This is a genomic window from Microbacterium sp. KKR3/1 (assembly GCF_021272365.1).
In the GTDB taxonomy this organism is placed as follows: domain Bacteria; phylum Actinomycetota; class Actinomycetes; order Actinomycetales; family Microbacteriaceae; genus Microbacterium; species Microbacterium aurugineum.
Window position 1 is genome coordinate 627,752 of sequence record NZ_JAJSDW010000002.1, and the last position, 21,332, is coordinate 649,083.

Below are 21,332 nucleotides of genomic sequence, written 5' to 3' on the forward strand. Positions count from 1 at the left end.
CCGTGGCGAAGCTCTACTTCCGCTACGGCGCGATGAACTCCGGCAAGTCGACCGCCCTGCTCCAAGCCGCGTACAACTACGAGGAGCGCGGACAGCACGTGCTGCTCGCGAAGCCGGAGATCGACACCAAGGGTGCGGCCGAGATCGAGAGTCGGCTCGGCGTCACCCGTCAGGTCGACTTCCTCGTCGGGCAGGCCGACGACGCCCGCGAGCTGTTCACCCAGCATCGTGACCGCCTCCGTCGTTCCACGGATGAAGAACTGCTCCCCGGCGGGCCCGTGGATGTGGCATGCCTCCTCGTCGACGAGGCACAGTTCCTCACTCCGTCGCAGGTCGACGATCTCTTCCGGATCGCTGTGGAGGACGGGGTGCCGGTGATGGCATACGGCATCCGGAACGACTTCCTCACGCACGCTTTCCCCGGATCCGCGCGGCTGCTCGCGATCGCGCACTCGCTCGAGGAGCTCAAGACCATCTGCCGGTGCGGGCGGAAGGCCGTGTTCAACGGTCGGGTGGTCGGCGGGCGCTTCGTCTTCGACGGCGATCAGGTCGCGATCGACGAGGGCGCGGTCGGAACGGCTTCCCCCGAGCTGACGACCTACGAGTCGCTGTGCGGGACGTGCTACCTCGACGAATCCGGTGGGCGCCTGGGCTGAGCCCCTCCCGGTCCTGCTCCCGCAGTGGTTTCGCCGCCTCGTCGCGTTCACAACTCCGCAGATCCTCGACCGGATCCTGCGGTGACGCCGCCCAGCGGGATCTCCTGTGAATTCTTGCGGAGTTGTGCGCCTGAACGAACCCGAGGCTGCCTGTGTTGCGTGGTCTGACCACAGGAGGATACGCTGTGGTCAGACCACAGGAGGATCGATGAGTGAACAGCCGGCGCGCGCCTGGCAGCTCGTGCTCGAACACATCGAGCGCGACCTCCTCGACGCTCGTCTGGGCCCGGGGGACAGGCTCCCTTCGGAGCGTGACCTCGCGAGCGAGCTCGGTGTCGGGCGATCCAGCGTCCGTGAGGCGTTCCGTGTGCTCGAGGTGATGGGTCTCATCCGCACCGCGACAGGCTCGGGTCCGCAGTCCGGCGCCATCGTCATCGCGACCCCGACCGGAGGGATGTCCGCGCTCCTCCGGCTGCAGGTCGCCGCGCAGGGCTTCCCGTTGGACGACGTGGTCCGTACGCGCCTGGTGCTCGAAGACGCGGTGGTGACGGCTCTCGCCGCATCCGCAGATCGCGACACGACACGCGCGCACCAGCTGCTCGAGGCGATGGACGCGACAGGCCTTGCTGCCGCGGAGTTCCTCGCCCTCGACGCCCAATTGCATCTCTTCCTCGCTGAAGCCAGCGGCAACACGGTCATCGCCGCGATGATGGCGGGCCTGCGTTCATCCATCGAGTCCTACGTGCAGGCGGGCGTCGCCGCGATCCCCGACTGGGACGCGATGGCGGAGCGGCTGCGCACCGAACACCGGGCCCTGGTCGCCGCGATCGACGAGGGCGATGGCGATGCCGCTCGCACTCTGGTCCATTCGCACATCACCGGCTACTACACGTCCGCGGGGCTGACCCGCGACCTCCATCCCCTGAACTGAGAGGCACACCATGGTGCAGCGCCAGCTCCCGAATCCCGTCGAACTCCTCGACCTCATGAAGTTCAAGAGGCCCGAGTTCGACGGCCGCAAGCGCCGTCTCGATGCCGCGCTCACGATCGACGATCTTCGTCTGATCGCCAAGCGCCGCACACCCAAGGCGGCTTTCGACTACACCGATGGCGCCGCCGAGGGCGAACTCTCGCTCTCGCGCGCCCGGCAGGCGTTCCAGGACGTGGAGTTCCACCCGGGCATCCTGCGGCCCGCCCCCGACGTCGACACGAGCGTCGAGATCCTCGGCGGCCCCTCCGCGCTGCCCTTCGGGATCGCGCCCACCGGCTTCACCCGCTTGATGCAGACCGAGGGCGAGGTCGCCGGTGCCGGAGCCGCCGGCGCTGCGGGCATCCCGTTCACGCTGTCCACCCTCGGCACGACGTCGATCGAGGGCGTCACGGCCGCCAACCCGCACGGTCGCAACTGGTTCCAGCTCTACGTCATGCGCGATCGGGAGATCTCGTACGAGCTCACCCGCCGCGCCGCTGCGTCCGGCTTCGACACCCTCCAGTTCACAGTGGACACCCCGGTCGCGGGTGCCCGTCTGCGGGACAAGCGGAACGGCTTCAGCATCCCGCCGCAGCTCACGCTCGGCACGATCATCAACGCGATCCCGCGGCCGTGGTGGTGGTTCGACTTCCTGACGACTCCGAAGCTGGAGTTCGCCTCCTTGAGCACCACGGGCGGAACGGTCGGTGAGCTGCTGGACGCCGCGATGGACCCGACGATCAGCTACGACGATCTCGGCGTGATCCGTGACATCTGGCCCGGGAAGATCGTGATCAAGGGCGTGCAGAACGTCGAGGACTCGGTGCGCCTGCGTGATGCGGGAGTCGATGGCATCGTGCTCTCGAACCACGGAGGACGACAGCTCGATCGCGCGCCGATCCCGTTCCATCTGCTGCCCGAGGTGCGACGGGCAGTCGGTGAGGACTTCACGGTCATGATCGACACCGGCATCATGAACGGTGCCGACATCGTCGCCGCCGTGGCGCTCGGGGCGGACTTCACCCTGATCGGGCGCGCGTACCTCTACGGCTTGATGGCCGGCGGGCGCCAGGGGGTCGACCGGACGATCGCGATCCTGCGCAGTGAGATCGAGCGCACGATGCGTCTGTTGGGGGTCTCCTCACTTGCGGAGCTCGAACCGGGACACGTCACTCAGCTCACGCGCCTGGTGCCCGTGGCGAGGGCGGCTGCGGACGCGCGCACGCGCTGAGCGGGAGTGGCGGGGCGCCCCCCGGACAGGCTCAGGCCTGCGGGGCGACGGCCCTGCGGCGCGGCGGCCACGGCACCAGCATCGACGTCGTACGGCGATACTCGGCGTAGGCCGGATACTTCGACGCGGTGATCGACTCGGTGAAGATCGTCGAGCCGATGAAGAGCACCGTCAGCAGGGCAGGGCCGATGATCGTCGGATTCAGGACGCCACCGAGCACACCCGCGCCCGCCGCAGTGGCGGCCGTCGCGCCGATCGCGTAGAGGGCCCACCACTGTGCCTGCTCGAAGAAGAAGTTCGGGTGTCGGCTGTAGCGGAACAGCCCGGTGGTCGCGAAGCCGGGGGAGAGGGAGCCGCCCGCCTGCTTCTTGCGCTGATGGAAGGCCCACTGCTGCTGGTCGGCGATGGTCTCGCCGACCAGGAAGGCGAGGAACGCCGTGATGAAGAGCGCGTCCCACCCCGTCAGCGCCGAGGGGTTCTGCGCGGCGACGAGGGCCGGCAAGGTGATGAGGACGAGCAGTGTCATCTGATAGCCGATGATGAACAGCAGGTTGAAGATCTGGAACTGCCAGGGCCGCATGCGTGCGCGAAGAATCGCCCAGCGGTAGTCCTCCATGCCCGTGTAGCCGCCCTTGCGCGCGAAGTTGAAGGTCAGGCGGGCTCCCCAGGCGGTCACGAGCACCCCCATCAGCACGACGCGCGCCGATCCGTCGCCCTGCGCGAAGGCACCGGCGACGAAGATCCACACGTAGGCCACGGGAACGATCGACCAGGCACGGTCGACCCACGAGGTGTCGCGGGTGGCCAGGGACAGGATCCAGCAGGCCGCGCTGGTGGCCGCGGCGACGATGATCACGATCAGCAAGGCGTCCATGTCGCCATGCTAGGGCCACGCGGTGACGTCGTGCCGTGCGACACCGCGGCGGCTCAGAGCGAGCGCAGGAGCTCGTCGAGCTTGTCGGCGGTGTCTTCCCAGCCGTCGACGGCGACCGACGGCACGCCGATGGCCAGCACCGGGTAGTCGTTCCCGCCCTCGTCGAGCCGGTCGCCGTAGAACAGCATGTCCGTGAGCGGGATCCCGGTGTGAGCGGCGAGCTGCGTCATCCCGAAGGCCTTGTCGATGCCGGCGCGGGTGATGTCGATCGAGGTCGATCCGCCGGAGCGCACCTCGAGGCCGGGGAGGCGAGCGGCGACCGCATCCCGCAGAGCCGCGCGCTTCGCCCCGGTCGGATCCCAGTCGTGCTTGGCTTCGCGCGGGGCGCGCTGGCCCAGCGCGGAGAAGGTGATCTGCGATCCGCGGTCCTCGAGGATCTCGCCCCAGGGGTCCGCCTCCCAGAGCCCGAGACGCTCGGCCTCTTCGCGCAGAGCGATCAGGGCTGCCTGCTTCTCCTCGTCGCTGAGGTCGTGCGCGTAGACGGGCACGAAGTCCGCCCCGTCGTGGCGCAGATACCGCGTGCCGCAGGTGGGCAGCAGATGGAGTCGTGCGAGCGCCGCAGGGTCCGCGTCACCGAGGCGGGCGACGACCTGCGAGCGGAACTGCGCCTCGTTGCCGCCCGAGATGATCGCGACGTCGACGGTGCGCAGCAGGGCCCGCAGTTGTTCGGCGATGCGCGGGTCGATCACTCCCTTGGATGGCGCGAGCGTGTCGTCGAGATCGAAGGCGACGAGGACAGGCGTGGTCATGGTGTCTCCAGCCTAGAAGGTGGGCGCGGGGAGGCTCGCGGCGCGAACAGCAGGGTGCACATGACAGCGAGGGCCACGCCGAACACGGCGCCCGTCGAGTTCGCCAGGACATCGGTGAGGGTCGCTGCACGATGGGGGAGTGCGAGGCGCTGAACTGTCTCGATCGCCAGGGAGAGCGCCGGTCCGACCAGCAGTGCGAGAGGCCAGACACGGCGGGGGAGCAGCACGAAGGCGAGGATGCCGACCGGGATGAAGACGATGATGTTCGCCAGGATCTCGAGGCGGGTGAAGTCGAGCGACGCCCAGCCGAGGCGATGAGCCATGCCGAGGATCACGTCGAGCAGATTGGGCATCGTGTGTTCGACGCGTGAGGGCGTCAGCGTGAGCGCCGCGAGGACGAGGAGGAACGGGATGCCGAGGGCGAGGGCCCAGGCGCGGGTGAACCGGCGCGGCGGCGGGAGCAGAGACCCCATGCGTTCCCTTCGTGCGTGAAGCCGATACAGAGAAGGCCGCCCCTGAGGGCGGCCTTCCGGTGTCACTGGTCGGGGTGACAGGATTTGAACCTGCGACCTCTTCGTCCCGAACGAAGCGCGCTACCAAGCTGCGCCACACCCCGTTTGCAACCCTCCGAGTCTACAGGGAAATGCTCCGTGCGCCGAATCGAGACCGGGATCAGTTCCGTGCCGTGAGGGTGAGCAGCGTCGCCTCGGGGCGGCACGCGAAGCGGACCGGGGCGTAGATCGAGTGACCGCACCCGGCGCTGACGTTGAGTGGGACCGTGCGCCCGCCGTGCGACCAGGTGCTGAGGCCCTTGGCCTGTTTGAGCGGGATATCGCAGTTTGCGACGAGCGCACCGTATCCGGGCAGGCAGACCTGACCGCCGTGTGTGTGGCCGCCGAGGATCGCATCGGCGCCGAGGGCGGTGAATCCGTTGAGCACGCGCTGGTAGGGGGCGTGGGTGACGCCCAGCAACGGTGTCGATGCGTCGCGCGGACCGAGGGCACCGATCGCGTCGGGGAGCACATCGAGGCGGTCCCAGTCCCGGTGCGCGTCATTCACGCCGAAGGCGTCGACCACCGTGCCGGCGACCGTGAGGCGCGCTGCGGAGTTGTTGAGGTCGGTCCACCCCAGCTCGTCGGTGAAGTACCGGTCCATCGCCGCAGTGTCCAGCGGCGTCGGCTCATGGTGCTTCTTCGACGGACCGAGGAAGTAACGCAGCGGGTTGCGCGGGGAGGGAGCGGTGACGTCGTTCGACCCGTGCACGAAGACGCCGGGGATACCGGCGAGCGGATCGAACGCCCGGCGAATGCCGGCGAGGCCGTCGAGGTGGCCGAGGTTGTCGCCGGTGTTGACGATCAGATCGGGCTTCAACTCCGCGAGCGATGCCAGCCAATCCTGCTTCCGATGCTGCCACGGCGCCATGTGCGCATCCGAGAGGTGCAGGATGCGGATCGGAGCTGAACCGGCGGGGAGGGCGGGGGCGGTGACCTCGCGCACCGTGAACAGGTAGCGCTCGATGCCGATGCCCCAGACGGCGGCAGCAGCACCGACGGCCCCCACCGCGCCGAGCGCGATGAGGGCCGGGTGGGCCGTGCGGCGCGAGGCTACTCGCACGTCACTCGCACGGCGGTGGACTTGCTCGTGGCGGTGCCGGGTGCCGGATCCGTGGAGCTCACGACAGCGTTCGGCGGGTTGCACGAGTTGTCGAAGTCGATCGACGTGAAGCCGGCGGCTCCCAGCGCGGCCGCCGCGTCCGCACGGGACATCCCGGCCAGGTTCCCCGGAACCGTGGTCCCCTGCCCGTTGCTGGGGGAGATCGTCACGGTCGTGCCTCCTGCGGCCTGCCCGGAGGGATCCTGGGCGACGACGATGTTCGTCGGCTGGTCGCTGTCGACAGCCGGCCCGTCGGTGACCGAGAAGCCTCGGCTCTCCAGCGTCGACCGCGCTTCGTCCATCGTCATCCCGACGACATTCGGCACCTCGGTGAGCACCCGACGGGTCAGGTTGTTGTCGGGGCGGGGGAAGGCGTCTCCGCCATAGGCACCGTTGGCCGCAGCCTGCGCAGCCAACGCCAGCGGGTACCGCATGTTGTTGAGCTGGTAGTTCCCGGCCCACTTCTGGTAGATGTCGGACTGGCCCTTCCAGCGCCCGGCCCACACCGCGGTCGTGACCTTGGTGCTGGACTCGATCATCATGGTCGACCAGCGGTCGTGGGTCCCGGTCTTGCCGATGAGCGGCGTGCCGTCGAACGGGTTGGCGCGGGCACCGGTGCCGCCGCCGGACATCACACCCTGAAGCGCGTAGGCGGCGGTCGCCGCGACCTCCTTCGAGATGACGCCGTCGGTGCAGGACGACTTCGGGAGCTCGCGGTCCTTGCCGTCGGGGCCGACCACGCGGTCGATCGCGCGCGGCGTGCAGTACTTTCCGCCGCTGGCGACCGTGGCGTAGGCGTTGGCCATCGCGATCGGGGAGATGTTCTTCGGGCCGAGCACGTCGTACACGACGTTCTCCTTAGTGACCTTTGTACCGTTGGCGAGCGTGACGCCCATGCGGTCGGCGACCTGGTTGATCTCGCAGATGTCCAGCTTCGAGGCCATCGCGAAGTATCCGCTGTTCAGGGACTGCCGGGTGAAGTCCATGACGCTGGCGGTGTAGCCGCCGCCGCCGCCGAAGTTGCCGATCTCTTTGGTGTCGGCGATGAGGGTTCCCCCGCCGCAGGACGCCGTCGTGAACTTCATGTTCGTCTGCACCCGGCCGTTGAGGACCTCGTTGACGGAGTGGCCCTTCTCGAGCCAGTCGATCAGGGTGAAGAGCTTGTAGACCGATCCGACCTGGAACCCGCCCGAGTTGCCGTTCTTCATATCCCCGGCGAAGACCAGCGAGCTCTTCGCCAGGTCATCCGTGCTCGTCTCATCGAACTGCGTGTTCTGCGTGATCGACAGGATGCGTCCGGTGCCCACCTCGATCGACACTCCGGCAGCACCGAAGTAGTCGTTGTCGTAGTTGGCCGGCACGATGTCCTTCATCGCCTGCGCGGCGGGGTCCTGGATGCGGTAATCCAGCGAGGTGTAGATCTTGAGGCCCCCGCGGCGGAGCAGGTCCGCCCGGTCCTGCGGCTCCTTGCCGAATGCCTCGTCGTTCAGCACGATCGACTTCACGTACTGGCAGAAGTAGGCGTTGGCGCCCGCGGAGGCACAACCCTGCGTGGGCGGGTTGAGCGAGGGCGTGATCTCGGAGGCGTCCGCCTCGTCGTACTGCGCTTGGGTGATCTTGCCGTCCGCGAGCATGCGGCCGAGCACGTAGTGACGCCGATCCTTCGTGAGGGCGTAGCCGCTCTCGGCGGTGTTGAGCGCCTCACCCTTCGAATTCGTGACGGTGCCCTCGGGCTTGTCGATGCGGTACGTGTTGGGGTTCTGCACGATGCCGGCCAGCGTCGCCGCCTGCGCGACCGTGAGCTTCGCCGAGGTCGTGTTGAAGTAGTAGTTGGCCGCGGCCTCGATGCCGTAGACCGTTCCGCCAAAGTTCGCGATGTTCAGGTAGCCGAGGAGGATGTCGTTCTTCGAGAAGTCCTTCTCGATCTGGATCGCATAGCGCATCTCCTGGAGCTTGCGCTCGATGCCGTCGGCGCCCGTCGCGTTGGTCGCGTCCTTCCAGCACTGCTGCAGATCCTCGTTGTGCGTCTCCGAGGTCGTGTCGACCTTCTGCTCGCACTCCTGGATCAGCACGTTCTTCACGTACTGCTGGCTGATGGTCGATGCACCGCGGCTGGAGGTGCCGCGGACGTTGTCGATCAGCGCCTTCACCGTCGCGCCGACGTTGACGCCGCCGTGGCTGTAGAAGCTCTTGTCCTCACTGGACAGGATCGCGTCGTAGAGCACTGGGGAGACCTGCTCGTAGGTCACGGGCACACGATTCTGCTCGTAGAACGACGCGAGGGCGACGTTCTTGCCGTCGGGCGTCGTGGCGTAGATCGTGGACTGCTCCATCGGCGTACCCGGGTTGAGGTTCTCGGGCAGCTGGTCGAAGAGCGTGAGGGCCTGGGTGCCGGCGAGGCCGGTCATCGTGAGGACGGGCGTGACGCTCGCTGCGACCAGGAGTCCGGCGACGGCACTCAGCCCGACGAGCCCGACGAGTCCGCCGAGCACGCCTCTCACCGTGCGATTCTTTTGGGGCATACGCTTGATCGTAGGGGAGTTCCCTGAATACCGCCTTTGACGAGCCCGACGCGGAATCACGGCGTCGCGCCCCGATCGACAGGAGTGCCATGACCACGTGGGAGTACCTCACCACGCCGCTGCTCATCCACAACACCGCCGCGATCCTCAACAACTGGGGCAAGCAGGGCTGGGAGCTCGTCCAGGTCGTGCAGGGCCCCGAGGGTGGGCTCGTCGCCTATCTCAAGCGCCCTGTCACAGCCGAGGCTTCTGCCAACGCCGGCCTCGCTGCGGCGGAACAGGCCGCCCGCCAGTTCGAGGGGGAGCAGGCATGACCGTCGCTTCCCGCCTGGCCGAGCTCGGCATCGAGCTGCCCGCGGTCGCCGCACCGGTGGCCGCCTACGTGCCCGCGGTCGTGCACGGCGGGCTCGTGTACACCTCGGGCCAGCTGCCGTTCGTCGAAGGCGCGCTCCCCGCCATGGGCAAGGTCGGTGCGGAGGTCTCCGCCGAGGATGCGAAGACCTACGCACGGACCTGTGCGCTGAACGCCCTCGCCGCGGCAGCGGATGCCGCGGGTGGACTCGACCGCATCGCCGGTGTGCTGCGCGTGGGCGGATTCGTCGCCTCCGCCGAAGGCTTCACCGGGCAGCCCGGGGTCATCAACGGTGCCAGCGATGTGCTCGGCGAGATCTTCGGGGACGCCGGGCGCCACGCCCGCGCGGCCGTCGGCGTCGCGGAGCTTCCCCTCGGCAGCCCGGTCGAGGTCGAGGTGGCCTTCCGCCTCGCCTGACCCGCCGCTCCGCCCGCGTGCGGGATCGAAAACGCGCCTCCCGGAAGCCCGGGAGGCGCGTTTTCGATCTTTCAGGGGCTTACTTCACCTGGGCCGAGATGATGCTCATCACTGCGGTGTCGGCGAGGGTCGTCGTGTCACCGACCTCGCGGCCTTCGGCCACATCGCGCAGCAGACGGCGCATGATCTTGCCGGATCGCGTCTTGGGGAGTTCGCCGACGATGTAGACGTCACGCGGACGCGCGATGGCGCCGATCTGCTCGCCGACCCACAGCCGCAGCAGCTGGGCGAGTCCGGCGGGCTCATGCGCCGCGAGGTAGCTCTCTTTGATGATGACGAACGCCACGACGGCCTGCCCGGTGGTCTCATCCGATGCCCCGACCACGGCGGCCTCGGCGGTGGCTTCGTGCGCGACCAGCGACGATTCGATCTCGGCGGTGGACAGGCGGTGGCCCGACACGTTCATGACGTCGTCGACGCGCCCCAGCAGCCACAGGTCGCCGTCCTCGTCGAGGCGGGCCCCGTCTCCGGCGAAGTAGTAGCCCTGGTCCTCGAACTTCTCCCAGTAGGTTTCGCGGTAGCGCTCCGGGTCGCCCCAGATTCCGCGCAGCATGCTCGGCCAGGGCTCCGTGATGACGAGCAGGCCGCCGTTGCCGTTGCCGACTTCGACACCGCTCTCGTCGACCACATCGATCGAGATCCCGGGCAGCGGCACCTGGGCGGACCCGGGCTTGGTCTCGGTGACGCCGGGGAGGGCGGAGACCATGATCGCTCCGGTCTCGGTCTGCCACCAGGTGTCGACGATCGGGGTCTTGCCTGCGCCGATGACGTCGCGGTACCACATCCACGCCTCGGGGTTGATGGGTTCGCCGACCGAGCCGAGCAGGCGCAGCGACGACAGGTCGAACTTCTGCGGGACGCTGCGGCCGATCTTCATGAAGGAGCGGATCGCGGTCGGCGCGGTGTAGAAGATGGAGACCTTGTACTTCTCGATGATCTCCCACCAGCGGCCGGGGTGCGGGGTGTCCGGCGTGCCTTCGTAGAGCACCTGGGTCGCACCGTTCGCGAGCGGGCCGTAGGCCACGTAGCTGTGCCCGGTGATCCAGCCGATGTCGGCCGTGCACCAGAAGACATCGGTCTCGGGGTGCAGGTCGAAGACGTACTTGTGCGAGTACGCCGCCTGGGTGAGGTAGCCGCCGGAGGTGTGCAGGATGCCCTTCGGCTTTCCGGTGGTCCCCGAGGTGTAGAGGATGAAGAGGGGGTTCTCCGCCGGGAACGCCGATGCGGTGTGTTCGGACGACGCTGCGGGGACGACGTCGTGCCACCAGACGTCGCGGCCCTCGACCCAGTCGACGTCGTTCTCGCCGCGCTTGACGACCAGCACGTGCTCGACGGTCTGCTGCTCACCGTCGCCCCGATCGGCCAGTGCCTGGTCGACCGCGGGCTTGAGCGCCGAGACACGGCCCTTGCGGTATCCGCCGTCCGCCGTGATCACCAGCTTCGCTCCGGCGTCGTCGATGCGTGAGCGCAGGCTGTCGGCGCTGAATCCGCCGAAGACGACCGAGTGGATGGCGCCGAGACGCGCGACCGCGAGCATCGAGGCGATCGCCTCGGGGATCATGGGCAGGTAGATCGCGACGCGGTCGCCCTGCCCCACTCCCAACCCTTCGAGCACGTTGGCGACACGCTTGACCTCGTCGGTCAGCTCGGCGTACGTGATGCGGCGGGAGTCGCCGGGCTCTCCCTCCCAGTGCAGCGCGACGCGGTCGCCGTTGCCGGCCTCGACGTGACGGTCGAGGCAGTTGTACGCCACATTCAGCTCGCCGTCGTCGAACCACTTCGCGAACGGCGGATTCGTCCAATCGAGCACCTGCGTGAACGGCTTGTGCCAGTGCACGAGTTCGCGGGACTGCTCCCCCCAGAAGGCCTCGCGATCGGCCGCGGCGCGCTCGTATAGCTCCGGCGAGGAGATGGTCTGGGCGATGAATTCCTCCGACGGCGGGAATCGCCGGGTCTCATCGAGAAGGTGGTCGATCTGGCTGCTCATCGGCAGGCGCTCCTTTGCGGCATTCGGTCGTTCGAGCATGGTCGTGGGGTGGACGACCAGGTCAGGGTGAATCTATCTCCGCGGACTCCCCTCGCATACTGCCGAAAGTCGGTAGTGGTTTCGGTTTTGTGAGGACGGTTGCCTTGCGTACACTCGACGACAGCCGAAATCTCATTCCGGCCTTGGTGCGCCCGATTCCCCCGATCGTGGCTCACCGTGGGCGGCATCTCATTCCCCCCGTGAGGTGTCGCCCATTTCGTTTGGGAGCGCTCCCGCGTGATGGCTCCCGCGATGCCCGATCGACTCCTGCACGGGCGTTGCCGGATGGCACTTCTGCACAGGCCTCGCTCCGCCCGTACTCGACCACGTTCTCGTGCCGGGGGCGCCGCCTAGCGTCGCGGTATGCCCGATTCGTTCGTCATCCAGCCCCGGGGAGCGGCCGCCGCCCGGACGGACTCCCTTCTCGACCCCCTGCACCTCGATCCCGCATTCGGTCCGCTTCTCGCCCACATCGACGACACCGTGACCGATGTCTTCGTGAACGGCACGGCCGGGCTGTTCGTCGATCGCGGCAGCGGCGCGGAACCGGCGACGCAGTGGCGGGCCTCCGAGCGAGAGGTCAGGGATCTGGCGGTCGCGCTCGTCGGTCTCGGTGGACGACACCTCGATGATCAAGCGCCGTGCGTCGACGTCCGTCTCGCTTCCGGCATCCGCGTGCATGCCGTGCTCGCGCCGGTCTCGACGACGGGAACGGCGCTCTCGATCCGCATCCCGAGGGTGCGCGCGGCGGACCTCGTGGCGCTCGCCGCCCTCGGCGCCTTCGACGCGCGCCAGCAGGCCTGGTTGCTCGGGCTCGTCGCCGACCGAGCGAATATCCTCATCACCGGGGGCACCGGAACGGGAAAGACGACCTTGCTGTCCGCGCTGCTCTCCGAGGTCCCGCCGACAGAGCGCATCGTCACGATCGAGGATGTGGCGGAGTTGCGTCCCCGGCACCCGCACCACGTCGCGCTCGAAGCCCGCCAGGCGAATCTGGAGGGGGTGGGCGGGATCACCCTTGCTCGCTTGGTGCGGGAGTCCCTGCGCATGCGGCCCGACAGGCTGGTGGTCGGGGAGTGTCGAGGGGAGGAGGTGCGTGAGTTGCTCAGCGCGCTCAACACCGGGCACGACGGGGGAGCGGGCACGATGCACGCCAGCGGTCTGCGCGACGTGCCCGCCCGACTCGAGGCGCTCGGTGCGCTCGCGGGGATGGATGCCACCGCGCTCGCACGGCAGGCGGTGAGCGCGTTCTCCGTGGTTCTCCATCTCGATCGAACCCCGGAAGGTGTCCGTCGGATACGCCAGACCGGTCGCCTCGTGCTCGTGGCCGATCGCCTGGATATCGAGGAGGTGTCCCCGTGGTGATCCGACTCAGGCAGGCACCCCGCAATGAGTCGGCAGGCGCCGCGGAAGCCGCGACATCGGTGCAGACGCTGGCGGTGCTGTTGCAGGCGGGCGCGGTTCCTCTCACTGCGTGGCGACATCTCGCAGGCACCGGTGACCCGCATGCGGTGGCCGTGGTCGGGCGGGTCGACGAGGGCGTCCCTCTCCTCTCGGCGATCGAAGCCGAGCGGGGGGCGTGGACCGATCTCGCAGCCGCGTGGGAGATCGCGACGACCGTCGGCGCACCTCTCGCGGAAGTGCTCCGGATCATCGCGGAGTCGCTGCGCGATGCCGCCTCGGCAGCCGACGACGTCCGCATCGCCCTCGCGGAACCCGCGGGAACAGCCCGTCTGCTGCTCTGGATGCCGATCGCGGGGCTCCTTCTCGGATTCGCGCTCGGCTTCGACACCCTCGGCGTCATCGTCGGCACCCCCCTCGGCGCCGGCTGCGTGGTCGTGGGCCTGCTCCTGGTGCTGGCGGCGCGACAGTGGACGAAGGGACTTCTGCGGCGGGCGAAGCCAGCGCCGGGCACGCCAGGGATGCGCGCGGAACTCGTGGCCGTCGCGCTCGCCGGCGGGGCGTCCATCGACCGGGCGCTTGCACTCGTGGACGACAGCTCTGCCTCCGGAGGGAGCGACGAGCGGGTCCGCGCCGTGCTCGATCTGTCCCGAGCGGCGGGGGTGCCCGCGGTGGAACTGCTCCGTGCGTCCGCGGCGCAGGACCGCCATGCCGCTCGGGTCGAAGGCCGTCTCCGCGCGGCGAAGCTCTCGACACGACTCCTGATCCCTCTCGGAGTGTGCACCCTGCCGGCGTTCCTCCTGCTCGGTGTGGCCCCGATGCTCCTGAGCGTCCTGTCATCGACACCCTTGCCGTTGTGATCGCCCGCGTGGCGATCCGTCCTCCATGCGAAACATCTCAGAGAAAGAAGGAACATCATGACGACCATTCCCCGACTCGACCGGCGTAGGGCGGCGATGCTGTTCGGCGACGACACCGGTGCGGCCACAGCGGAGTACGCGATCACGACCATGGCGGCTGTCGCGTTCGCCGGTCTCCTCGTCGTGATCATGAGATCCGATGAAGTCCGCGGCATCCTGACGGATCTCGTGCGGCGCGCCCTGACCGTGTCGTGAGGAGCCTGCGGATCATGGCCCCGCGGCGACGGACGACATCGCTCATCGCCGTCGAGGGCGAGCGGGGCTCGGTCGCGGCAGAGCTCGCGCTCGCCGTGCCCGCTGTGGTGCTGGCGCTGCTGCTGGGCGCGGGCGCGCTCGGAGCCGCATCGCGTCAGGTCGCGCTGCAGGATGCGTCGGCCGATGCCGCTCGCCTGCTCGGTCGGGGAGAAGGACTCGGCGCCGCGGAGGGGGTTGTGCGTGCGGCGGTCCCCGGCGCCGGGGTATCAGCGTCGCGCCGCGGTGAGCTCGTCTGCGTCACCTCGTCGGTGGAGGTCTCGTGGGGTGCGGCGGTGCGGGTGCCCCTGCGGGCGTCGAGCTGCGCGCTCGACGGAGGACTCTGATGGCGGGCACGGCGCTCGCTGCGGGTGTCCTCGCCGTGGCGGCCGCGCTGTCCCTCGGCTTGGCGGCGGTGGCCGGTGCTTCGGTGACGGCGCAGCGGGCGGCGGGCGCTGCGGATGCCGCGGCACTCGCCGTGGCCGATGCCGCCAGCGGCGCCGTGCCGACCTCGGCGGAGCCGTGCGCCCTCGCCGCGACAGTCGCGGAGGCCGCCGGTGCCGACCTCACCGGATGCGTTCTGGAGGGCTTCGTGGCGACCGTGGAGGTGCAGGCGGCGTACGCTGGACTCGCAGCCGTCTCCCGAGCCCGTGCCGGGCCACCCGAGGGACAGTGACGGCCGCGCGACCTCGCTCACTGTGAATGACCCCACACAGTGGTGTGTATGGTGTGCTTCGAAGAAAGGACGCACCCTTGGCTGAAGGCAAGAAGCTCGTCATCGTCGAGTCCCCGACGAAGATGCGGTCTATTCAGGGATACCTCGGCGACGGCTACGAGGTGCTCAGCTCCGTCGGCCACATCCGCGACCTCGCCGACAAGAAGGACATTCCGGCGGAGGACAAGCAGGCCTACGGGAAGTACTCGATCGACATCGACAACGGGTTCGACCCGTACTACGTCGTGTCCGATCGCAAGACCAAGACGGTCGCCGAGCTCAAGCGCGCCCTCAAGAGTGCCGACGAACTCCTGCTCGCGACAGATGAGGACCGCGAAGGCGAGGCGATCGCCTGGCACCTTCTGGAGACCCTCAAGCCCAAGGTCCCGGTCAAGCGCATGGTCTTCCATGAGATCACCAAGGATGCGATCCAGGCGGCCGTCGGCAACACCCGCGAGCTCGACCACGACCTCGTCGATGCCCAGGAGACCCGCCGCATCCTCGACCGTCTGTACGGCTGGGACGTCTCCCCGGTGCTCTGGTACAAGGTCAAGACCGGAATCTCCGCAGGACGCGTCCAGTCGGCGGCGACCCGACTCATCGTCGACAGGGAGCGTGAGCGCATGGCGTTCACCTCCGCCGAGTACTGGGACGTCGACGCCGCAGCCGCGGCGACCGGCACGTCCTTCAAGATCCGCCTCGTCCGCGTCGACGGCGGCCAGCTCGCACGAGGCGCCGACTTCGACGACGACGGAAAGCTCAAGAAGGCCGTCGTCGTGCTCGATGAAGCCGCGGCTTCCGCTCTCGCCGAGGCGATCGACGCGGTCGGCTCCGGCTCCGTCACCAAGGTCGAGGCCAAGCCGGGAACGCGCAGCCCCTACGCGCCCTTCACGACCTCGACGATGCAGCAGGAGGCCGGGCGCAAGCTCTCCATGGGAGCCAAGCAGGCGATGGGTGTCGCCCAGCGGCTGTACGAGAAGGGGTACATCACCTATATGCGTACCGACTCCACGTCGCTGAGCACCCAGGCGGTGCAGGCGGCGCGGAGCCAGGCGGTGGCCCTCTACGGTGATGCCGCCGTGCCGCTGAAGCCGCGGGTCTACAAGTCCAAGAGCAAGAACGCGCAGGAGGCGCACGAGGCCATCCGTCCCTCGGGCGACAACTTCCGGACGCCGGCATCGCTGTCGTCCGAGCTCGATCGCGATGAGCAGCGCCTCTACGACCTCATCTGGAAGCGCACGGTCGCCAGCCAGATGGCCGACGCGAAGTACGAGACCACCACGGTCACGATCGCCGTCGATGCCGCGGGGAAGAAGGCCGAGTTCACGGCGTCCGGAACCGTCTACACCTTCAAGGGCTTCCTCGAGGCCTACGAGGAAGGGCGGGACGAGAAGCGCGGTGACGCGGATGCCGCGGAGAACCAGTCGCTCCCGGCCGTCGCCGTGGGCGATCAGCTCGCGGTGTCGGACGCTGAGGCGAAGGGGCACCGCACCACGCCGAAGCCGCGCTACACCGAGGCTTCGCTCGTCAAGGTGCTCGAGGAGAAGGGCATCGGTCGCCCCTCCACGTTCGCGTCGATCCCCGAGACGATCCTCGACCGCGGCTACGCCGTCAAGCGCGGCCAGGCCTTGGTGCCGACGTGGCTGGCGTTCAGCGTGGTGCGTCTACTCGAAGAGCATTTCGCGGACCTCGTCGACTACGACTTCACGGCAGCGCTCGAAGACGACCTCGACACCATCGCGCGCGGTGAACAGAACCGTGTCGAATGGCTCAAGTCGTTCTACTTCGGCTCGGACTCGCACGTCGGTCTCCGTCAGGTCGTCGACAACCTCGGCGAGATCGATGCGCGTGCGCTGAACTCCACGCGCATCACCGACACGGCCACTCTCCGCTTCGGCAAGTACGGCCCGTACCTCGAGGTCGCCGACCCCGAGAATCCGGAAGCGAAGCCGCGCATCGTGAACGTGCCGGAAGACCTGGCGCCCGACGAGCTGACAGCGGAGAAGGCGCAGGAGCTCATCGATGCTCCTGTCGCGGGCGACCGTGTGCTCGGGGAGAACCCGGCGAACGGCAAGATCGTCGTCGTCAAGGACGGCCGCTTCGGGCCTTATGTGCAGGAGAACGATCCGGTGGCGGAAGACGCCGCGATCGATGAAGCGACCGGAGAGGTCGTCGAGGCCCCGAAGCCGAAGCGCGGAGCGAAGAAGGAAGCGGCTCCCAAGCCGCGGACGGCATCGCTCTTCCGTTCGATGTCCGTCGACGAGATCGACCTCGACACGGCGCTGCAGCTGCTCAGCCTCCCGCGCGTGGTGGGTGTCGACCCGGAGTCCGGCGATGAGATCACGGCGCAGAACGGCCGCTTCGGTCCGTACTTGAAGAAGGGCACGGACTCCCGCTCCCTCGAGAGCGAGTCGCAGATCTTCAGCATCACGCTCGAGCAGGCGCTCGAGATCTACGCGCAGCCCAAGTACGGTGCCGGTCGACGGGCGTCGAGCGCGCTCGCCGAGTTCGAGGCCGATCCCGTCAGCGGCAAGCCGATCCGCATCCGCGACGGTCGTTTCGGGGCGTACGTCACCGACGGAGAGACCAACGTGACCATCCCGCGTGGTCAGACCGTCGAAGACATCACCTTCGAGATCGCGGTGCAGATGCTCGCCGACAAGCGCGCCAAGGGGCCGGCCCCCAAGCGGGGAGCAGCGAAGAAGGCTCCGGCGAAGAAGGCGCCAGCCAAGAAGGCGGCGGCCAAGGCGACCTCGGCGAAGAAGGCCCCGGCGAAGAAGACCCCGGCGAAGAAGACGGCAGCGGCGACATCGGCTGCGCGGTCGGCCGCGGCGAAGAAGGCGGCGGCCACCCGTGCGGCGAACGCGGCCGCGAAGGCCGCCGAGAAGGCGGACTCGTGACCTCAGGCCGCGGGGTGTGGATCACGCTCGAAGGCGGCGACGGGTCCGGCAAGACCACGCAGTCGAACCTGCTCGCCGAGTGGCTCGTGGCTGCGGGTCGCACGGTCGTGCGCACGCGGGAACCGGGCGGCTCCGAGGTCGGCCAGCTGATCCGCGACATCGTGCTGCATCATCGCGGTGACATCGCACCGCGCGCGGAGGCGCTGTTGTACGCGGCCGACCGTGCGCATCACGTCGCGACCGTCGTGCGACCGGCGCTCGAGCGTGGCGACGTCGTGCTGCAGGACCGCTACCTCGATTCGTCCGTGGCGTATCAGGGAGCCGGGCGCGTGCTCGATGCGAAAGAGATCCGCGACCTGTCGCTCTGGGCCGCGGAAGGTGCCCTTCCCGACTTGACCGTGCTTCTCGACCTCGATCCCGCGGCAGCACGCACCCGTCTCGACTCGGCGGACAAGCCGTTCGACCGCCTCGAGGCCGAGCAGGAAGAGTTCCACGGCCGGGTCCGCGATGGCTACCTCGCGCTCGCCGACGCCGAGCCCGACAGGTTCCTGGTTCTGGATGCCGCTGCCTCTCCCGAGAGCATCGCCGAACGGATCCGCGCGCGGGTCGGAGACCTGCTCGGCTGATCAGCCCGCGGCTCTCCGCGCGGGGAGGTCAGGGTCCCGACGAGGTCAGTGGTCCCGATTAGGCTGAGTACATGCCCCAGACCGTTCCCGCTCCGTTCCCGTGGGTGGATGTGTGGGGGCAGGACGCCGCGGTCGACACGCTCCGTGCCGCCGCCTCCGATCCCGCCGCGCTGTCGCACGCCTGGCTGATCACCGGTCCACCCGGATCAGGAAGATCGACCCTGGCCTATGCCTTCGCGGCCGCGCTGATCGCCGATCACCCCGACGACGAGAACGTGATGCGGCAAGTGCTGGCGGGCACGCATCCCGACGTCACCGCGCTGCGCACCGATAAGGTCATCATCACGATCGCCGAGGCCCGAGGCCTGGTGGAGCGCTCCTACTTCGCCCCCTCCGCCGGGCGATATCGCGTGATCGTGGTCGAAGACGCCGACCGCATGGTCGAGCGCACATCCAACGTGCTCCTGAAGGCGCTCGAGGAGCCGCCGGAGCAGACGGTCTGGATCCTGTGCGCCCCCAGCGAGGCCGACCTCCTGCCCACGATCCGCTCTCGCGTGCGGTCGTTGCGGCTGACGGAACCGGACGTCGACGATGTCGCGCGTCTCATCAGCCTGCGCACGGGGGCGGACGAGGCTATCGCCGAGCAGGCCGCTCGGCACGCGCAGCGCCACATCGGCATGGCCCAGAGGCTCGCGACCGACGATGCGGCGCGCCGTCGCCGCGACGAGACGCTGCGATCCGTCCTCGGTGTACGCGGCGTCGGCGATGCCGTCGAGGTCGCCGGCCGGATCATCCAGGCCGCGACGGAGGATGCGAAGGCGCTCACGGCCGAGCGCGATGCGAGCGAGCGCGCCTCGCTGCTGCGCACGATCGGCATCGCGGAGGGCCAGGCTGTGCCGCCGGCGCTGCGCACCCAGCTGTCCGCGCTCGAAGACGATCAGAAGAAGCGCGCCACCCGGAGTCTGCGCGACGGGATCGACCGGGTGCTCACCGACCTGCAATCGCTGTTCCGTGACGTCGTGATGCTGCAGTTCGACCGTGGCGGCGACCTCATCAACCGAGAACTCCGTCCCGAACTCGAGGAGCTCGCGGCCGTCTGGCCAGTGACCCGTACTCTTGTCGTACTTGACCACCTAGCCGAGACGCGGCAGTCCCTGGAGCGCAACGTCGCTCCGCTGCTCGCCCTGGAGAGCTTGCTCGTGACGATCACGAGCGGGAGGAAACCGTGAACAACCGATCGACTTCCCGCTTCCGGCGTGCCCTCGGGGTCATCGCCGGCCTCGCCGCGGCTTCCGTCGCCCTCTCCGGCTGCCTCTACGCGATGATCCCCGAGCAGTCCTCGCGGCCGTCCACGACCGCCGCTCCCGATACCGAGGGTGTGGCAGAAGACCTACTGCCGTTCTACTCGCAGGAATTGACCTGGACCGAGTGCGGCACCGGCTTCGACTGCACCGACGTCACGGCACCGCTCGACTGGGAGAACCCGGCAGCGGGCGACATCACGCTCGCGGTCGTGCGCCACCGGGCAGAGGGGACCCCGGTCGGCTCGCTGCTGACCAACCCCGGTGGCCCGGGCGCCAGCGGTGTGGACCTCGTCCTGAACAACCTCGGATTCGCCGTCGGGGCCGACCTCATCGAGAACTTCGACGTGATCGGCTTCGACCCGCGCGGAGTCGGCGACTCGACCGCGGTGACCTGCTACGACGCCCCGGAGATGGATGACTATCTCTACGGCATCCCCGCCGCCGCCCGCGGTACCGCGGAGTGGGAGGCCGAACTGCTCGACGCGCACAAGTCGTTCGCCGAAGCGTGCGATGCGAACAGCGGCGGGATCCTGCCGTACATCACCACCGTCAACGCCGCCCGCGACATGGATCTGATCCGTGCCGTGCTGGGCGACAAGCAGCTGAACTACCTCGGCTACTCGTACGGCACATTCCTCGGCGCGACCTACGCCAAGCTCTACCCCGAGAAGGCCGGGCGTCTGGTGCTCGACGGTGCGATCGATCCCGCTGTCCCCGGCCTCGAGGTCGGCGCGACGCAGGCACTCGGTTTCGAATCGGCGCTGCGCGCCTACATGCAGAGCTGCCTCGACTCCGGGGAGTGCCCGTTCGCCGGAACGGTCGATGAAGCGATGGCCGATCTCGGAGCGCTGCTGGCGAGCGTCGATCGCACGCCGTTGCAGAGCGGAGACGGTCGACTCATGGGCGCGGACACCCTGCTGACGGGCATCATCGCGGCGCTCTATTCGCAGGACAACTGGGGATTCCTCACGCAGGCGCTCGATGAGGCTCTGCAGGGCGACCCGACCTCGGCGTTCCTCCTCGCCGACTTCTACAACAGCCGCGAAGACGGCGTCTACATCGACAACTCCACCGAGGCGTTCCGCGCATACAACTGCATGGACTACCCGGTGGAGGACGACCCCGCCGCGGAAGCCGCCATCGATGCCAAGATCGCCGAGGGCGCCCCGACCATCGCACCGTATTGGAGCGGTCCGGATTCCTGCGAGGTCTGGCCCTATCCGCCGACCGGAACCCGGGGTGAGATCGCGGCCGAAGGCGCGGGACCCATCCTCGTGATCGGGACGACCAACGACCCGGCGACGCCGTACGAGTGGTCCGAATCGCTCGCGGATCAGCTGGAGGAGGGCGTTCTCATCACTCGCGTGGGCGAGGGGCACACCGGCTACAACAAGGGCAACATCTGCGTCGACGACGCGGTCGAGGCGTTCCTGCTCGACGACGTGGTGCCCGAAGACGGCCTCCGCTGCGAGTGAGACCGGCCCGATTCGCGAGCGAGCGCGAGACAGGGTAATATCGGTGATCGCGCCGCTCACGCGTCGCACGCCGCTTTAGCTCAGTCGGCAGAGCATTTCACTCGTAATGAAAAGGTCGTCAGTTCGATTCTGACAAGCGGCTCCCTCAAACCCCCGGAATCCCTTGAGATTCCGGGGGTTTTGGCGTTCA

Annotated in this window: 20 protein-coding genes and 2 tRNA genes; 15 read left to right on the plus strand and 7 right to left on the minus strand. The window is 68.5% G+C overall.

All coding sequences use genetic code 11. From position 1 onward, the window contains the following. The first annotated feature begins 2 nt into the window (after window positions 1-2). From LVJ59_RS14750 to LVJ59_RS14760, 3 genes are all read left to right on the plus strand, one after another. Window positions 3-656 (plus strand): thymidine kinase, encoded by a 654-nt coding sequence (locus tag LVJ59_RS14750; RefSeq protein WP_047521800.1) that lies wholly within the window; start codon window positions 3-5, stop codon window positions 654-656. A 208-nt stretch (window positions 657-864) separates the two neighbouring features. Continuing rightward, window positions 865-1,587: a FadR/GntR family transcriptional regulator gene (locus LVJ59_RS14755; protein WP_232763594.1), complete on the plus strand. Its 723-nt coding sequence runs from the start codon at window positions 865-867 to the stop codon at window positions 1,585-1,587. A 10-nt stretch (window positions 1,588-1,597) separates the two neighbouring features. Next, the gene (locus LVJ59_RS14760) at window positions 1,598-2,857 is read left to right on the plus strand and encodes an alpha-hydroxy acid oxidase (protein WP_232763595.1); all 1,260 of its coding nucleotides are present in this window, start codon (window positions 1,598-1,600) and stop codon (window positions 2,855-2,857) included. A gap of 31 nt (window positions 2,858-2,888) precedes the next feature. On the opposite strand, the gene LVJ59_RS14765 is transcribed toward LVJ59_RS14760, so the two are convergent. The 6 genes from LVJ59_RS14765 to LVJ59_RS14790 form a co-directional block, all read right to left on the minus strand. After that, complete coding sequence (locus LVJ59_RS14765; RefSeq protein ID WP_232763596.1) at window positions 2,889-3,731, minus strand: DUF1295 domain-containing protein; 843 nt, start codon at window positions 3,729-3,731, stop codon at window positions 2,889-2,891. Window positions 3,732-3,784: 53 nt separating this feature from the next. Then, a complete protein-coding gene (locus LVJ59_RS14770; RefSeq protein ID WP_232763597.1) occupies window positions 3,785-4,540 on the minus strand; it encodes an HAD-IIB family hydrolase in 756 nt (251 codons plus the stop codon). After that, a complete protein-coding gene (locus LVJ59_RS14775) occupies window positions 4,537-5,013 on the minus strand; it encodes a VanZ family protein (RefSeq protein ID WP_232763598.1) in 477 nt (158 codons plus the stop codon). Before LVJ59_RS14775 ends, LVJ59_RS14770 begins: the two co-directional genes overlap by 4 nt. A 66-nt stretch (window positions 5,014-5,079) precedes the next feature. Next, window positions 5,080-5,156, minus strand: a tRNA-Pro gene (locus LVJ59_RS14780). A gap of 56 nt (window positions 5,157-5,212) precedes the next feature. Next, a complete protein-coding gene (locus tag LVJ59_RS14785; protein ID WP_232763599.1) occupies window positions 5,213-6,154 on the minus strand; it encodes a metallophosphoesterase in 942 nt (313 codons plus the stop codon). Beyond that, window positions 6,145-8,715, minus strand: coding sequence for a transglycosylase domain-containing protein (locus LVJ59_RS14790; RefSeq protein ID WP_232763600.1), 2,571 nt, complete (start codon window positions 8,713-8,715; stop codon window positions 6,145-6,147). The genes LVJ59_RS14785 and LVJ59_RS14790 overlap by 10 nt, the downstream gene beginning before the upstream one ends. An 89-nt stretch (window positions 8,716-8,804) precedes the next feature. Here LVJ59_RS14790 and LVJ59_RS14795 point away from each other — a divergent pair, with 89 nt between their 5' ends. Beyond that, window positions 8,805-9,029: a hypothetical protein gene (locus LVJ59_RS14795; protein ID WP_047521785.1), complete on the plus strand. Its 225-nt coding sequence runs from the start codon at window positions 8,805-8,807 to the stop codon at window positions 9,027-9,029. After that, the gene (locus LVJ59_RS14800; protein WP_232763601.1) at window positions 9,026-9,484 is read left to right on the plus strand and encodes a RidA family protein; all 459 of its coding nucleotides are present in this window, start codon (window positions 9,026-9,028) and stop codon (window positions 9,482-9,484) included. The genes LVJ59_RS14795 and LVJ59_RS14800 overlap by 4 nt, the downstream gene beginning before the upstream one ends. Window positions 9,485-9,563: 79 nt before the next feature. Here LVJ59_RS14800 and acs read toward each other — a convergent pair whose 3' ends face one another. Continuing rightward, a complete protein-coding gene (acs, locus tag LVJ59_RS14805; protein ID WP_131491406.1) occupies window positions 9,564-11,531 on the minus strand; it encodes an acetate--CoA ligase in 1,968 nt (655 codons plus the stop codon). 402 nt (window positions 11,532-11,933) lie between these two features. Between acs and LVJ59_RS14810 the strand changes: the two genes are divergently transcribed. From LVJ59_RS14810 to LVJ59_RS14855, 10 genes are all read left to right on the plus strand, one after another. After that, window positions 11,934-12,935 carry a TadA family conjugal transfer-associated ATPase gene (locus LVJ59_RS14810; RefSeq protein WP_232763602.1) on the plus strand — a complete coding sequence of 334 codons (1,002 nt, stop codon included), beginning with the start codon at window positions 11,934-11,936 and terminating at the stop codon, window positions 12,933-12,935. Next, window positions 12,929-13,831 (plus strand): type II secretion system F family protein, encoded by a 903-nt coding sequence (locus LVJ59_RS14815; protein WP_232763603.1) that lies wholly within the window; start codon window positions 12,929-12,931, stop codon window positions 13,829-13,831. Before LVJ59_RS14810 ends, LVJ59_RS14815 begins: the two co-directional genes overlap by 7 nt. A 57-nt stretch (window positions 13,832-13,888) precedes the next feature. Beyond that, entirely contained in the window at window positions 13,889-14,086 is a 198-nt protein-coding gene (locus LVJ59_RS14820; protein WP_047521780.1) for a DUF4244 domain-containing protein, read from the plus strand. Between the two features lie 14 nt (window positions 14,087-14,100). Then, window positions 14,101-14,469 carry a TadE family type IV pilus minor pilin gene (locus LVJ59_RS14825; protein WP_232763604.1) on the plus strand — a complete coding sequence of 123 codons (369 nt, stop codon included), beginning with the start codon at window positions 14,101-14,103 and terminating at the stop codon, window positions 14,467-14,469. Continuing rightward, window positions 14,469-14,798, plus strand: coding sequence for a helicase (locus tag LVJ59_RS14830; RefSeq protein ID WP_232763605.1), 330 nt, complete (start codon window positions 14,469-14,471; stop codon window positions 14,796-14,798). Before LVJ59_RS14825 ends, LVJ59_RS14830 begins: the two co-directional genes overlap by 1 nt. Window positions 14,799-14,875: 77 nt before the next feature. Next, window positions 14,876-17,737 (plus strand): type I DNA topoisomerase, encoded by a 2,862-nt coding sequence (gene topA, locus LVJ59_RS14835; RefSeq protein WP_232763606.1) that lies wholly within the window; start codon window positions 14,876-14,878, stop codon window positions 17,735-17,737. After that, on the plus strand, window positions 17,734-18,363 hold the full coding sequence (gene tmk / locus LVJ59_RS14840; RefSeq protein ID WP_232763607.1) for a dTMP kinase: 630 nt from the start codon (window positions 17,734-17,736) through the stop codon (window positions 18,361-18,363). The genes topA and tmk overlap by 4 nt, the downstream gene beginning before the upstream one ends. Before the next feature lie 71 nt (window positions 18,364-18,434). Further along, window positions 18,435-19,592, plus strand: a complete 1,158-nt coding sequence (locus tag LVJ59_RS14845) for a DNA polymerase III subunit delta' (RefSeq protein ID WP_047521576.1) — start codon at window positions 18,435-18,437, stop codon at window positions 19,590-19,592. After that, window positions 19,589-21,142, plus strand: a complete 1,554-nt coding sequence (locus tag LVJ59_RS14850) for an alpha/beta hydrolase (protein ID WP_232763608.1) — start codon at window positions 19,589-19,591, stop codon at window positions 21,140-21,142. The genes LVJ59_RS14845 and LVJ59_RS14850 overlap by 4 nt, the downstream gene beginning before the upstream one ends. 69 nt (window positions 21,143-21,211) lie before the next feature. After that, window positions 21,212-21,284 (plus strand) — tRNA-Thr (locus LVJ59_RS14855). The last annotated feature ends 48 nt before the right edge of the window (window positions 21,285-21,332 follow it).

Bases quoted from the DNA above. Each gene is read 5' to 3' on its own strand.
- LVJ59_RS14760 (WP_232763595.1), top strand. From the start codon at position 1,598: ATGGTGCAGCGCCAGCTCCCGAATCCCGTCGAACTCCTCGACCTCATG.
- LVJ59_RS14755 (WP_232763594.1), top strand. From the start codon at position 865: ATGAGTGAACAGCCGGCGCGCGCCTGGCAGCTCGTGCTCGAACACATC.
- LVJ59_RS14845 (WP_047521576.1), top strand. From the start codon at position 18,435: ATGCCCCAGACCGTTCCCGCTCCGTTCCCGTGGGTGGATGTGTGGGGG.
- LVJ59_RS14790 (WP_232763600.1), bottom strand. From the start codon at position 8,715: ATGCCCCAAAAGAATCGCACGGTGAGAGGCGTGCTCGGCGGACTCGTC.
- LVJ59_RS14825 (WP_232763604.1), top strand. From the start codon at position 14,101: ATGGCCCCGCGGCGACGGACGACATCGCTCATCGCCGTCGAGGGCGAG.
- LVJ59_RS14765 (WP_232763596.1), bottom strand. From the start codon at position 3,731: ATGGACGCCTTGCTGATCGTGATCATCGTCGCCGCGGCCACCAGCGCG.
- LVJ59_RS14795 (WP_047521785.1), top strand. From the start codon at position 8,805: ATGACCACGTGGGAGTACCTCACCACGCCGCTGCTCATCCACAACACC.
- LVJ59_RS14830 (WP_232763605.1), top strand. From the start codon at position 14,469: ATGGCGGGCACGGCGCTCGCTGCGGGTGTCCTCGCCGTGGCGGCCGCG.
- LVJ59_RS14810 (WP_232763602.1), top strand. From the start codon at position 11,934: ATGCCCGATTCGTTCGTCATCCAGCCCCGGGGAGCGGCCGCCGCCCGG.
- LVJ59_RS14820 (WP_047521780.1), top strand. From the start codon at position 13,889: ATGACGACCATTCCCCGACTCGACCGGCGTAGGGCGGCGATGCTGTTC.
- LVJ59_RS14770 (WP_232763597.1), bottom strand. From the start codon at position 4,540: ATGACCACGCCTGTCCTCGTCGCCTTCGATCTCGACGACACGCTCGCG.
- acs (WP_131491406.1), bottom strand. From the start codon at position 11,531: ATGAGCAGCCAGATCGACCACCTTCTCGATGAGACCCGGCGATTCCCG.
- LVJ59_RS14775 (WP_232763598.1), bottom strand. From the start codon at position 5,013: ATGGGGTCTCTGCTCCCGCCGCCGCGCCGGTTCACCCGCGCCTGGGCC.
- LVJ59_RS14800 (WP_232763601.1), top strand. From the start codon at position 9,026: ATGACCGTCGCTTCCCGCCTGGCCGAGCTCGGCATCGAGCTGCCCGCG.